General features: G+C 60.6%; 12 protein-coding genes. 5 read left to right on the forward strand and 7 right to left on the reverse strand.

Annotation, left to right across the window (positions count from 1 at the left end):
- Window positions 1–41 precede the first annotated feature (41 nt).
- Window positions 42–1,589 carry a bifunctional aminoglycoside phosphotransferase/ATP-binding protein gene (locus FMN63_RS17250; RefSeq protein WP_148585334.1) on the forward strand — a complete coding sequence of 516 codons (1,548 nt, stop codon included), beginning with the start codon at window positions 42–44 and terminating at the stop codon, window positions 1,587–1,589.
- 5 nt (window positions 1,590–1,594) lie between these two features.
- Here FMN63_RS17250 and FMN63_RS17255 read toward each other — a convergent pair whose 3' ends face one another.
- The 3 genes from FMN63_RS17255 to FMN63_RS17265 all read right to left on the reverse strand — a co-directional run bounded on the left by FMN63_RS17255 (window position 1,595) and on the right by FMN63_RS17265 (window position 3,544).
- Complete coding sequence (locus tag FMN63_RS17255) at window positions 1,595–1,915, reverse strand: AzlD family protein (RefSeq protein WP_148585335.1); 321 nt, start codon at window positions 1,913–1,915, stop codon at window positions 1,595–1,597.
- Entirely contained in the window at window positions 1,908–2,609 is a 702-nt protein-coding gene (locus tag FMN63_RS17260; RefSeq protein ID WP_148585336.1) for an AzlC family ABC transporter permease, read from the reverse strand. The genes FMN63_RS17255 and FMN63_RS17260 overlap by 8 nt, the downstream gene beginning before the upstream one ends.
- Before the next feature lie 107 nt (window positions 2,610–2,716).
- Window positions 2,717–3,544, reverse strand: a complete 828-nt coding sequence (locus FMN63_RS17265) for a sulfite exporter TauE/SafE family protein (RefSeq protein WP_148585337.1) — start codon at window positions 3,542–3,544, stop codon at window positions 2,717–2,719.
- A 187-nt stretch (window positions 3,545–3,731) separates the two neighbouring features.
- Between FMN63_RS17265 and FMN63_RS17270 the strand changes: the two genes are divergently transcribed.
- Window positions 3,732–4,298 carry a DUF3291 domain-containing protein gene (locus tag FMN63_RS17270; protein ID WP_148585338.1) on the forward strand — a complete coding sequence of 189 codons (567 nt, stop codon included), beginning with the start codon at window positions 3,732–3,734 and terminating at the stop codon, window positions 4,296–4,298.
- A gap of 128 nt (window positions 4,299–4,426) precedes the next feature.
- Window positions 4,427–5,131, forward strand: a complete 705-nt coding sequence (locus FMN63_RS17275) for a pirin family protein (protein WP_148585339.1) — start codon at window positions 4,427–4,429, stop codon at window positions 5,129–5,131.
- A 139-nt stretch (window positions 5,132–5,270) separates the two neighbouring features.
- Here FMN63_RS17275 and FMN63_RS17280 read toward each other — a convergent pair whose 3' ends face one another.
- From FMN63_RS17280 to FMN63_RS17295, 4 genes are all read right to left on the reverse strand, one after another.
- Window positions 5,271–6,800, reverse strand: coding sequence for a tripartite tricarboxylate transporter permease (locus FMN63_RS17280; RefSeq protein WP_148585340.1), 1,530 nt, complete (start codon window positions 6,798–6,800; stop codon window positions 5,271–5,273).
- A 129-nt stretch (window positions 6,801–6,929) separates the two neighbouring features.
- Window positions 6,930–7,436 (reverse strand): tripartite tricarboxylate transporter TctB family protein, encoded by a 507-nt coding sequence (locus FMN63_RS17285; protein WP_148585341.1) that lies wholly within the window; start codon window positions 7,434–7,436, stop codon window positions 6,930–6,932.
- A gap of 72 nt (window positions 7,437–7,508) precedes the next feature.
- Window positions 7,509–8,474 carry a Bug family tripartite tricarboxylate transporter substrate binding protein gene (locus FMN63_RS17290; protein ID WP_209001157.1) on the reverse strand — a complete coding sequence of 322 codons (966 nt, stop codon included), beginning with the start codon at window positions 8,472–8,474 and terminating at the stop codon, window positions 7,509–7,511.
- 103 nt (window positions 8,475–8,577) lie between these two features.
- Window positions 8,578–9,774 carry a pyridoxal-phosphate-dependent aminotransferase family protein gene (locus tag FMN63_RS17295; protein ID WP_148585342.1) on the reverse strand — a complete coding sequence of 399 codons (1,197 nt, stop codon included), beginning with the start codon at window positions 9,772–9,774 and terminating at the stop codon, window positions 8,578–8,580.
- An 80-nt stretch (window positions 9,775–9,854) separates the two neighbouring features.
- Between FMN63_RS17295 and FMN63_RS17300 the strand changes: the two genes are divergently transcribed.
- Entirely contained in the window at window positions 9,855–12,818 is a 2,964-nt protein-coding gene (locus tag FMN63_RS17300) for an FAD-binding and (Fe-S)-binding domain-containing protein (RefSeq protein ID WP_148585343.1), read from the forward strand.
- The gene (locus FMN63_RS17305; protein WP_148585344.1) at window positions 12,815–13,504 is read left to right on the forward strand and encodes a GntR family transcriptional regulator; all 690 of its coding nucleotides are present in this window, start codon (window positions 12,815–12,817) and stop codon (window positions 13,502–13,504) included. The genes FMN63_RS17300 and FMN63_RS17305 overlap by 4 nt, the downstream gene beginning before the upstream one ends.
- Window positions 13,505–13,540: the final 36 nt, after the last annotated feature.

The following is a 13,540-nucleotide window of genomic DNA, read 5'->3' on the forward strand; positions in this document are numbered from 1 at the left end:
CAAGTGGGGCATGTTTTGTGTGTCAGCAAAAGGGACGGAAGATGGATCAGGCCGAAACCCAGAATGAGGCGCTTGCCTACCTGAGCAGCCTACCATCCGACGATCCTCAACGGCCCGAGACAAAGCGGGTCGACACACATGCCAACATCATCTTTCTGGTAGGCGGCAAGGCCTACAAGGTCAAGCGGTCGGTCAAGTTCCCCTTCCTCGACTATTCGACGCTGGCCTTGCGGGAAGAGGCCTGCAAGGCGGAAATCACCTACAACCGGCCAAATGCGCCGCAGATCTACCGGCAGGCGCTCGCGATCACGCGAGAGGCGGACGGCAGCCTGACATTTGGCGGCAAAGGCGAAGTCATCGAATGGGCGGTTGAAATGAACCGATTCGAACGCCAGCACGAACTGGACATCATCGCCGAAAAAGGCCCGCTTCCAGACAGCCTGTCCGACCGGCTGGCCGACATGATGGTAAGCGCTCACGAGACCGCGCCCGTGCGTCAGGGCAGCGGCTTCTATTCCGAGCTTGCAAGTTACGTTGAGCAGAACGACGAAGCCTTTCGCGAGCATCCTGATCTGTTTGACGCAGAATCCGTCCGGCATCTGACCGAAACATCCCACACTGTTCTGGCAGCGCTCCATGAGCTGATCCTGCAGCGCGGAGACCAGGAGCTCGTCCGCCGTTGCCATGGCGATGCGCATCTTCGCAATATCGTGCTGGTCGACGGCGAGCCCGTCCTTTTCGACGCGGTTGAATTTTCAGATGCAATCGCCACCGGCGACGTTCTCTACGATCTCGCCTTTCTGCTGATGGACCTGTGGGACCGCGGTCAACAGCGCGCGGCCAACCGTGTGTTCAACCGCTATCTGGACAAGAGCCGACTGGACGCCCACTCGGAAGGTCTGGCGGCCCTGCCCTTCTACCTGATGATGCGCGCTGCGATCCGCGCCAAGATCGCGGCCAGCGCCGCTCTCAACCAGTCGGACCCAACCCAGAAACAACTGGAGCGTGACCAGGCTCAAGGCTATTTCCGCCATGCGTTGGCCTTTCTGGATCCTTCACGCCCGCAACTGGTCGCGGTCGGTGGACTGTCCGGTACCGGCAAGACCACGCTTGCCTATGAAATTGCCCCTGACATTGGCCGCGCACCGGGCGCACGGGTGCTGCGCACGGATGTGATGCGCAAGCGTCTTCTGGGTATCGCGGAAACGGAAAAAGCACCAGCGGAAGCCTACACCCAGGAAGCCTCACAAAAGGTCTACCACGCGCTGGACGACACCATTCAGTCCGTTCTTGCCGCCGGACATTCGGCGATTTTCGATGCGGTTTTTGCCGCCGAAAGCGAACGGACCCGCATAGAAAGCATCGCAGCCAGGGTCGAATGCGGGTTCTGTGGCCTGTGGCTTTCGGCACCCGAAAACGTTTTGAAATCCCGTGTTGCCGGGCGAGAGGACGATGCCTCAGACGCAACGCCCACCGTTATCGACACCCAGCTTGGCTATGATCTCGGCAAGATGACCTGGACGGAGATCGATGCGGGACGTGACCTTGAAGCAACGGCAGACCAGGCTCGGCGTGTCCTGACCCGCTAGAGGCTTTATAGCCCGGCAGCCCTGAGGGCGGCAGCGGCGCCGGCAGCGCAAAAGACGGCGACATATTCCTTGCGCAATATCACCTGCGCCATGGAGGCAACGACAAGGCACAGCGCCACAGCCAGCCCACCCTTCAGCACAATCGGCAGGATGGTGGAAACGATGATCGCTCCCGGCAAGGCCTCCAGGCCCCGGCGCACCCGTGGTGTGATCGGCAACCTGCCCATGATCCAGTAGCCACCTGCCCGAAGCGTGTAGGTGACAGCGGTCATGCCAAGCACCGCCAGAAGGAAGATCGGATCGGCGGTAAACGCTCCCTCAGTCATCCAGGTAGGCCCCCGCGAACGCACCGGCGATGGCACCGGTGAAAATGCTCCAGTAGCCACCGACCAGATACCAGGTCAGCGCGGCGACGCCCCCTGCAACCAACCAGCTGACCGTCTGGCGCTTTCCTTTCCAGAGCGGAACCAGCAGCGCGGCAAAGAAAGCCGGCAGAACCACATCCAGACCGAAAACTTTCGGGTCCGACACCAGGCTGCCGGCGAAATACCCCGGAATGACGGACAGCGACCAGAGTGCCCAGGTGAGCAGACCACTGCCAAGATAGATACCCCAGTCACGTGTGCCCTTGTTGTATTCCGACAACGCCAACAACCAGTTGAGGTCCGTCAGCACGAACAGGGACGGGTATGTCTGCCAGGCCGGCACCTGGCCGAGCCAGGGCCGCAGGCTCGCGCCGATCAGCACCATGCGCATGTTGACCGCCGCCGTTACCCCGATCATCGCCACCACGAGCCCAAGGGTCAGCGGGTCGCCGTAGACCTCCATCGCGACGAACTGGCTGGCTCCGGCAAAAACCAGCGAGTTGATCAATATGGTCTCCAGAAAGGTCAGGCCCTTTTGCGCGGCCACCGTTCCGAAAACCATTCCAACCGCAATGATGCCCGGCATAACCGGAATGCAGATGGTGGCGCCCCGAACGCAGCCTTGCAGGCTGAGGGTCACATTTTTGTTCAACATGTCTGTCCAAGAGTTTCAGGCGGCGGGAAGACCCCGCGAAGGAAGGTCAGTATTGCTGATAAATCACCTGAAAACCAATGAAACCTCTCGGCGGCACTGACCAATCTTCAAAACAGGACACCGTAAATCATGCGCAGACCGGTGAACCCAAGGAACACCGCGAACACCAGCTTGAGCTTCGACGGGTCGATGGCATGGGCGATCTTGGCGCCGAGCGGCGCGGCCAGGGTGCTGGCCGGAATGATCAGGAAGAAGCCGATAAGGTTGACATACCCGAGCGAGAACGGCGGGCGGCCCGCCTCTCCCCAGCCGAAAAAGATCGACAGCAAGGTGCCGGGCACAGCGATGATGAGACCGATGGCGGCAGCGGTGCCAACGGCCTTGCGGATCGGGTAATTGAACAGTGTCAGCGTCGGTACGCCGAGCGTGCCGCCGCCGATGCCCATCATCACGGAGATCCCGCCAATCAGGAAGCCCAGCACTTCCTTGATCGGCGATCCGGGCAGCTTGTCGGCCAGATGTGACTCAGCCTTGCGGAACAACATGTTGGCCGACACCGCCAGCGCAACGACCCCGAACACCAGTGTCAGTGCGCCGCCGGAAATGTTTCCCGCAAGCGTTCCCCCTGCCAGCACACCGAGGGCAATCGCCCACCACCAGCGTTTCAGGAGATCCATGTCGACGCTGCCGCGTTTGTAATGGGCGCGTGCCGAAGATGTGCCGGTCGCCAGAATGGTTGCAAGCGATGTTCCAACGGCCACATGCATGAGGACGGACGGGTCGATCTTCAGCGCGGTGAACATGTAATACAGCACCGGCACGATGACGATGCCGCCGCCGACACCCAGCAGACCGGCGATGATGCCAGCCACAAGCCCGGTTCCAAGCAGCGCAACAGCCAGCATGCCAAGGGAGAAAAGGCTAAGATCTTCCACGCGATTATCCTCGTTGCCGGCGACCGCCCTGTGCCGGCCGCCAAAATCGTCTCCCAGCGCTTAGACCAGCTAGGCGAATTTTTCCAGTCGCATCCGTGGACTATCTGACCAGCAACCACAGGAGGATCTTGCGGCTCGCACGATTTGCGGCCAATCTCGACCCGAATTCATTCGGTAGCGAGGAAACATGAGCGGTCACTGGCTTGCGCTCTACACATTCGGCCAATTCCGCACGCGGGCCGAGCATCCGGTTGTGGAGCCCTTCCATCAGGCCGAACCACTTGTGTGGGCAGCAATGGAGCGGGCCGAAGGTTTTGTCGCCCGGTCCGGCTACGACGACGAGCCGGGGCCGGACAGTTGGGGCGAGCAGGTGTTTCCCAAATACTGGCAGGACAATGGCGATGGCTGGGCGCCTTCCACCATATCGCTTTGGCAAGACCTGGAATCCGCGCTGGCGGCCGTCTATCGCGGGCCGCACGCTGAGATCCTGAAAAAGGGCCCCGACTTCATGCGTGAAGACCACGCCTACCCTGCCTACGCGCTCTGGTGGGTGCCGGAAGGCCACCAGCCGGATTGGGTGGAAGCGATCGAGCGTTTTGAACATCTGGGTGACACGGGCCCCTCACCGGCAGCCTTCACGTTCAAAGCCGCGTTCGACCCTGCTGGAAAGCCGGTCACCGTGAACGGTGGCCGGTCTAAAACGATCGCGGACCGCAACCGCATGCGCGCTGAAGCGCCAAAGGCGGTTCAATAGATCATTGTTCAAGAATCGATGACTAATTGTCCAATTTCGGCTGAATTGTAAAACCACTCTCCAATGGCAATCTAAAGCTCAACAGTGCACGGATCTCTTCGTGCCAGTCATTGAGAAAGGATTGAACCATGACCCAGATACTGCGTCCGTCGGATGCCAGGGGCGATGCCGATTTCGGCTGGCTGAAAAGCAAACACTCTTTCTCGTTCGGCTCGTACTTCGACCCGAAGCATCTCGGCTTCGGCGCCTTGCGGGTGATCAACGAGGACCGTGTCGCCCCCAGCGCCGGCTTCCCGACACACCCGCACCAAAACATGGAGATCATCTCCTACGTCGTTTCCGGTGGTCTGGAACACAAGGATTCGCTTGGCACCGGCTCGGTGATCCGGCCTGGCGAACTTCAGCGCATGAGCGCCGGCACCGGCGTCCGACATAGCGAGTACAATCACTCGGACACCGATGCGGTCCACTTCCTGCAGATCTGGATCGTGCCTGAAGCCGAAGGCCTTGCACCGAGCTACGAGCAGAAAGCCTTTCCGGAAGACGGTCGCCGTGACGCCCTGCGCCTGATCGGCTCACGCGACGGGCGGGAGGGGGCCGTCACCATCCACCAGGATGTCGACCTTTATGCATCGCTGCTGTCTGCCGACCGTAGCCTCGCGTTCGACATTCGCCCCGGCCGAAAGGTCTGGCTGCAACTGGTGAAGGGCAAGCTCAGCGTCAACGATCAGCCGCTTGCCGCCGGTGACGGTCTTGGCCTGCTGGAGCCCGGCGAGGTCTCGCTGACGGCCAGTGAAAATGCGGAATTCCTGCTGTTTGACCTGGCAGCCTAGACCATGTTGGGGCGGGATCTTTCCCGCCCTTCCCGCTCCTGACAGTTCCGAGCCCTGCAATGATGGGGACCAATGAAGAGCCCGTCCGCTTGATGTCGTGCCAGACGGGACGATATGAGCCCGGCTGGCAATGAAATGCCTAGGCCTTTGCTTCTTCGGACGTGTCCGGGCCCGTGTCACCGTTCAGTTTGCGGCGTGCGCGCAGGAACTGGCCTACAAGGCCATAAACCAACGACGCGGCACTGAAGAGCAGCAACGTTCCGGCGATGGGGCGGGTCACAAAGGCGGTGACATCGTAATCGCTCAGCATCAGTCCCTGCCGCAGGCTAAGTTCGGCGATCGGGCCAAGCACAAGACCGATGATGAAACTGGCAACGGGAAAGCCGAACCGGCGCATGGCGAAACCGACGACCCCAAACACCAGCATGACTGCGAGATCGACCACGTTATTCTGGAGCGCATAGACACCTGTCATGCACAGAACCACGATGGCGGGGCCAACAAGGGCATAGGGCGCCTTCAGGACGAGGGCGAAATAACGTGCCATGCGCACGCCGACAAGCAGCATCAGAAGGTTCGCCAGCATCATGCCGATGAACACAGAATAGACCAGATCGGAATTGGTCTGCATAAGCTGCGGTCCGGGAATGATGCCGTGGATCGTCAGACCGCCGATCATCACCGCCGTGGTGGCGCTACCGGGGATACCGAGAGCCAGCAGCGGGATCATCGATCCGCCGACTGCCGCATTGTTGGCAGACTCCGGCGCCGCGATGCCTTCCGGAACGCCAGTGCCGAATTTTTCCGGATGCCTGGACCAGCGCGAGGCTTCCGAATAGGCGATGAAGGCTGCCGTTGTTGCCCCCACACCAGGCAACGCGCCAATGACCGTGCCGATGACGGAAGACCGGAGCAAGGTGATCCGGGTCTGGATGAATTCGCCAATGGTCGGCAGTTCCGTCGAAACATCATCGATCACATAGCCTTTCTGCGGGCCTTCACCGAAACGCTGCAGAACCTCGGCGAGTGCGAAGATGCCGATGATTGCCGGCACGAAGCCGACGCCGGTCAGAAGCATCATGCTGCCAAAGGTGAACCGGGGCATCCCCGTCAGGGGATCGAGACCGATGGTGGCAACCCCCAGCCCGAGCAGTCCGGCCATGAGCGCTTTCAACACCGAACCGTTGCCTATGGACGCAATGGCCGTGATGCCGAGGACGGCGAGCGCGAAATATTCCGGCGGGCCGAATTCTAGCGCCAGTCTGGCCAGTGGCGGCGCTGCGACCATCAGCACCACAGTGCCGAAGATCCCGCCGATGGCCGATGCCGCCAGCGCGATGCCCAGCGCCTTGCCCGCCTGCCCCTTGCGGGCCATCGGATACCCATCTAGCGCGGTACAGGCCGCTTCGGGTGACCCTGGCGTATTGAACAAGATGGCGGAAATGGATCCACCGAACGTCGAGCCGACATAGACCCCGCCCAGCAACAGCAGACCTTCGATCGGATCGAAGGCGAACGTGAAGGGGATGAGCAGCGCGACGCCGACGATCCCCGTCAGGCCGGGGATGGAACCGAATGCGATGCCCCACACAACACTGAAGATGATGAGCAGGAACGTGAAAGGGTTGCTGGCCATGTAGCCGAGCGCGGACAGGTAAGAGTCCAGCATTTTCGGAAAGCTCCGTTTATGGGTCTGCTCGGAGCAGGCTGCATTCTGCTGAATACAGAAACGATGCTCCAACACGCTGAAATCGGGAGACTTTTCAGTCTGCGGCCGATTTCTTCCGGGGACTGCGTCCTAGTAAAGCAGCAGGCTGAGGTCGTAGAAGATGCCCTGCCCGCGCGGCAGCGGCAGTGACAGCCCACGCGTGAAGAACAGGCACAGACCAAACGTAAACAAGGGCGAAAAAAGCAGTTTCGCAGTCAGGTTGCTGTAGGGGGTGGCAAAGGATGCCGCCCACAGAAACAGCAAGGTCGCGATGACGAAACCGAGCCACTGCAAGGCGAAGAAGTAGGCCAGGATCAGGCCACCTATCAGAACAAGACGCGCCACATATGCCGGGTCCACGGATGATCGGGTACCTGCGGAGGCCGACTGCAGGCTTGCGCGCAGACCGACCGCCTGTTGCAGCAACTGCAGAAACGACACCACCGCAAGCGCACCGCACACCAGCTTCGGCCAGAAGTCTGAATCGATCCTGGCGTATTTCATCGAGTTCGGAAATTTGTCGGCAACGAACCACATCGCTACCGCCGCGACCAGAATGGCGAATACAACGACCATTTCCGTTATTTTGGAACGCATGTCAGACCCCTCCCAAGGCCAGTTGCAAACAACCGGTCCCGAACATCTCCGGAACCGGTCATCGCGTTTGGTCTAGTCGACGTAACCGAGCTGTTTGAGGATGTCGGTGTAGATCTCGACCTCGTGCTGCATGAACTCCTTGAACTGCTTCGGCCCGAGTATCTTGGAGCGGAACTGGAGACCGCTTTCCTTTTCGATGGTCTTGTAGCTTTGCGAGGCCGCTGCCTGGTCGAGAATGCTGAACATGGCGTTGGCATTGGCTTCGTCGTCGGACGCATGCATGGCAAAACCACGCCACCGGCCAAGGGTGACATCAAAGCCGAGTTCAGCCGCGGTTGGAACGTCACCGAGCACCGGCAGGCGGAATTCGGAGAAAAGCACGAGCGGCCGAAGGTCTCCGGATTCGATCAGACCGCGTGCCGGACCGTATTCCTCGTACATGAGGTCGACGTGGCCACCGAGCGTGTTGGACACCATTTCGGACGCGGAGAACGGCACCGTGGTCAGTTCCGCGCCGCTCTTGAGGTTCCAGAGACCGACCAGCGCATCATCGAAGCCCGCGGTGCCGGTGACGGCAACCTTGAGCGAACCCGGCTTTTCGCGCGCTGTCTTGATCAGGTCCTCAACGGACTTGAACGGGCTGTCCTTGGAGACAAGGAAAAGGCCCTGGTCATACTGGATCCGGGCAATTGGCTGAAGTTCATCGATGTTCATCCGGCCAAGGACATGATTGATCACCTGTTCCGGACCAACCGCCATCAGATTGTAGCCGTCGCTCGGGCGCTGCATGAAGGTGACGGCCGCCGGCACGCCGCCGCCGCCCTGTACCGAAATCGGCACCAGCGTCTGGCCGGTGATAGTCTGGAATGGGTCGCCGATGGCACGGATGAAGCGGTCTGTCCCGCCCCCCGGACCAAACTGGTGGATCGCCTCGACCGTGCGCGATGGATAGTCATCGGCCCGGGCGGGCATTGCCGCAAGCACGGATCCGACTGCGGCCACCATCAAGGCCGCACGCATGGACTGAATTGGAAACATTTCAAACCTCCCTAAGTTTCGGCCGGAAACCCCGGCCTGGCTCCTCCTGTCCGGGCAGCGTTTCCCGCCCGGACTTCATGGCTGCCCTGAAGACAGCGTCACGTCATGCGACCTGCGAGGCCTCCTGTTCCTGCCCGGCAGCGTCCAGAAACTGCATGGCCACCTCCACGCCTCCCGAGCGGTGGGGCACGCCTGCCTTGCGCAGGCCAAGTTCGACGCCGGACAAGGTGCCGATCAGCATCAGATCGTTGAAATCGCCCAGGTGCCCGATGCGGAACACCCGATCCGCGACTTTCGACAGGCCGTTTCCGAGCGAGATATCGAAGTTGGCGAGAGCGGTGGCGCGGAAGGCATCCGCGCTATGCCCGTCCGGCATCATCACTGCCGTCAACACACCGCTTTCCTGGCCTTGCTGCTTGCAAAGCACTTCCAGCCCCCAGGCGCGCACCGCGGCGCGGGTCGCCGCCCCATGCCGCTGATGGCGGGCAAAGACGTTGTCGAGACCTTCCTCATGCAACATGCGGATGGCTTCGTTCAGGCCGTAAAGCAGGTTGGTTGCGGGCGTGTAGGGAAAGTATCCGGTCGCGTTCAAGGCCTTCATGTCGTGCCAGTCCCAGTAGGATCTGCGCATGCCTCCGGTCTTGGCGACATCCATCGCTTTCTCACTGGCAGCATTGAACGAAAGCCCCGGCGGCAGCATCAGTCCCTTCTGCGAGCCGGACACAGCAACATCGACACCCCAGTCATCAAAACGGAAGTCTATGGAGGCCAGGCCCGAAATGGTGTCGACCATCAGCAGTGCCGGATGTCCGGCTGCATCGATGGCATGGCGGACAGCCGCCACCGGCGAGACGGAACCGGTCGACGTTTCGTTATGAACGACGCAGACCGCCTTGATCTCGTGGGCGGTATCTGCTCGGAGCCGCTGCTCGATCCTGTCCGGATCAGCCCCGCCGCGCCAGTCGCCTTCGATGAATTCCGGCTTGAGGCCGAAACGGGTCGCCATCTTCATCCAGAGCGTTGCGAAGTGGCCGGTCTCATACATCAGAACCCGGTCGCCCTCCGACAGTGTGTTGACCAGCGCCGCCTCCCAGGCACCGGTCCCGGACGCGGGAAAAATGAAAACGTCCTGGGTTGTCTTGAAGATCGATTTCATGCCGCTGAGCGCATCCAGTCCGACCTGAGCGAAATCAGGACCCCGGTGGTCGATGGTCTGTGCGGAGATGGCCCGAAGGATCCTGTCAGGCACGGCACTTGGCCCCGGAATCTGCAGAAAATGTCGGCCGGCTTTTCGAGACATTCAGTTCTCTCCCTTGCTGATGCGCCATCAAATTTCGGCGGTAAATTGAATTATGCATTTCTCATTTTTAATTTTGCATTATGAATTACATTCGAGTATCGAGGTGTCAACAGGAATTCTTTCGGGAGGAAAAAGTGCTAGAAAAAGCCCTGAAAAACGGCTTCTCGGGCGAGGTCTACTTTGACCGCTTCACCCGCGGGCGTTATGCAACGGACGCGTCGTTCTACCAGATCATACCCACGGCGGTGGCCATCCCGCGCGGCAAGGAAGACATCGAGCTTGCGCTTGATGCAGCCAAAGAATCGGGCATCGCGATCACCGGGCGCGGCGGCGGCACCTCCCAGTGCGGACAGACCGTCAACACGGGGCTGATCCTGGACAATTCCCGACACTTCAACCGCATTCTGGAACTGGATGTCGAGAATCGGCGCTGCGTCGTCGAGCCCGGCATCGTGCTGGATGAATTGAACCGCGCGCTGAAACCGCACGGTCTCTGGTTTCCGGTGGATGTGTCCACCGCCTCGCGCGCGACTATCGGGGGAATGACGGCGAACAATTCCTGCGGTGGGCGGTCTCTGCGCTATGGCACCATGCGTGACAATGTCCAGTCGATAGAAGCTGTCCTTCATGACGGATCGACGGCCCGATTCGGGCCGGTTGCTGGTGACTTCCCCGGCAACGACACCTTTTCCCGGATCGCAAGGGACGTGATCACGCTCGGCCAGAGGCATGCCGAGCTGATAGATGAGCGCATCCCCAAGCTCACACGGCGGGTTGGCGGCTACAACATCGATGCCCTGGTGCCGAACGGCAAGCCGGCGAACCTTTCCCACCTCCTTGTCGGTTCGGAAGGCACCCTAGCCTACTTCACCAAGATAGAATTGAAGCTCTGGCCGCTTGTCGGCAAGCGGGTGCTCGGGGTCTGCCACTTCCCCACCTTCTATCAGGCAATGGATGCGACCCAGCATCTGGTGGAACTTGGACCGCTGTCGGTTGAACTGGTGGATTCGACCATGATCGCGCTGTCGCGCGAGATTCCCATGTTCCGCAGCACCATCGAGCAATTTGTGCAAGGTGAGCCCGAAGCCCTGCTTCTTGTCGAGTTTGACGAAGGCTCGCAGGACGCCAATCTTGAAAAACTGCGCCTGCTGGAAGAACGGGTGGGCGATCTCGGTTTTGCCTGGAGCAATCAAGGCAAGGCCTGGGGCGGCGTGCTGACCGTGACCGATCAGCAGCTTCAGGGCCAGATCGCCGAGGTGCGCAAGTCCGGTCTCAACATCATGATGTCGATGAAACAGGAGGGCAAACCCGTCTCCTTCGTCGAGGATTGCGCCGTTGAACTGAAAGACCTTGCCGAATACACCCGCGAATTGACGGAAGTGTTTGAAAAGCATGGCACCCGTGGCACCTGGTATGCTCACGCCTCTGTCGGCTGCCTGCACGTGCGGCCGGTCCTGAACCTGAAACTCGACAACGATGTCCGCCGCATGCGGGCCATTGCCGAGGACGCCTTCGAGCTGGTTGCCAAATACAAGGGCTCGCACTCGGGTGAACATGGCGACGGCATTGTCCGCTCCGAGTTCCATGAACGCATGTTCGGTTCCGAGATCATGGGCGCGTTCAGGGAGGTCAAGCAGAGCTTCGACCCGGACCAGCGCTTCAACCCCGGCAAGATCGTCGACGCGCCTAAGATGGACGATCGCAGCCTGTTCCGGTTCAAGCCGGACTACAAGGTCAAGGAGCTGAAAACCCATTTCGACTGGTCGGCCTATCCGGGCGCAGGTGGCGGTTTCCAGGGCGCTGTCGAGATGTGCAACAACAATGGCGCGTGCCGCAAGCTTGCCGGCGGCACCATGTGCCCCTCGTACCGTGCAACCCGCAACGAACGCGACCTGACACGCGGCCGAGCCAACTCGCTGAGGCTTGCCCTTTCCGGCCAGCTTGGCCCGGATGCCCTGACGTCCGACGAAATGATGGAAACCCTGAAGCTTTGTGTTTCGTGCAAGGGCTGCAAGCGGGAATGCCCGACAGGCGTCGACATGGCCAAGATGAAGATAGAGGTTCTCGCGGCCAGAGCCGAGGAGAAAGGGATTTCGCTGCATGACCGTCTGGTGGGCTATCTGCCGCATTATGCCGGTCTGGCCTCTCGCCTTCCCTGGCTTGCCAACATGCGAAATTCCGTTCCCGGCCTGGCAAAGCTTCTGGAAAAGCCGACCGGTTTTTCCGCCAACCGCAAGCTGCCGCAGTGGTCGTCCCGGCCTTTCCGCGACGCGGAAGTAAAACCGGCAACGGGCGATGCCGATGTCGTGCTGTTTGCCGATACGTTCAACCGTTATTTCGAACCGGAAAATCTGCGCGCTGCCCTGAAAGTGCTGCAGGCGGGTGACCGGTCTGTCACCCTGGCGCAGCCTCATTCCGGGCGGCCGCTTTGCTGCGGCCGCACGTTTTTGTCCGCCGGCCTTGTCGACCGCGCCAGATCCGAGGCACAGCGGCTGGTTTCCGCACTGTTGCCACATGTGGAAGCTGGACGCCGGATCGTCGGACTGGAGCCGAGTTGCCTTCTGACCCTGCGTGACGAGATCCCCTCTCTGCTTCCCGGCGATGACGCCGCACGCGTCGCAAAAGCGGCCCGCATGTTCGAAGAATACATCGCGGAGGAAATCGACACCGGTACCTTCACCCTGCCCCTTCGCTCGCCCGCTCCCAAGGTGCTTCTCCACGGCCATTGTCACCAGAAAGCTTTCAACGTGGTGCCCGCAATCCGGAAAACCTTGGATCTTCTGCCGGAAACGAGTATTGAAATGGTTGAAACAAGTTGCTGTGGCATGGCCGGATCATTCGGCTATGGAGTTGAGACGGAAGAGGTATCACGGCGTATGGGCGAGATCAGTCTGTTCCCGGCTGTCCGGGCGGAAAGCGCTGAGGCAATCGTCGTCGCCGACGGAACTTCCTGCCGACACCAGATTCATGACGGCACCTCGCGGGACGCCATTCATGTGGCACGCCTGCTCGAGATTGCGCTGGACGGGAGCACCCCGGCATGAACCGGCCCATTGCGACCGTGACCTCCCTGCGCAGGAAATCCCTTCACGAGGAACTGGCCGAGTCGCTGCGCGAGTTGATCGTCAGCGGCGAGCTGAAACCCGGCGAGAAGGTTCCCGAAAAAGACCTGTGTGAAATGTACAGCGTTTCCCGCACCCCCTTGCGGGAAGCGCTGAAGGTCATGGCTGCTGACGGGCTGGTTTATCTGGAGCCCAACCGGGGCGCCTGGGTAACGCCGATCACCGTGGAAGACATCGAAGAAGTGTTCCCGGTCATGGGCGCGCTGGAGGCCCTGTCCGGCGAACTTGCCTGCCAGAACATCACCGATGCGGAAATCGCCCATGTCCGCAGCCTGCACGAGAAAATGGTTCGCGAATACGAGGCCGGTCACCTGGCCGACTATTTCCACATCAACCAGGAAATTCACGAAGCCATTCTGGCAGCGGCCCGCAACAAGACGCTGAGCACGCAATACATGTCGCTGGCAACAAGGGTGCGCAGGGCGCGCTACGTCGCGAACATGACAGCCGAACGCTGGAAACAGGCGACGAAAGAGCACGAGGTCATCCTGCAGTGCCTGGAAGCCCGCGATGGCGCCCGGCTTGCTGAGATCCTCAAGGACCACCTCAAGCACAAACTGGAAACGGTCAAGGACTGGCTGATTTCACAAGAAGAAGGCCAGGTCTGAGGCGGAAACACTCCTACTCCGGCCATTTACCGGTCC

Source organism: Stappia sp. BW2 (genome assembly GCF_008107695.1).
Taxonomy (GTDB): Bacteria; Pseudomonadota; Alphaproteobacteria; order Rhizobiales; family Stappiaceae; genus Roseibium.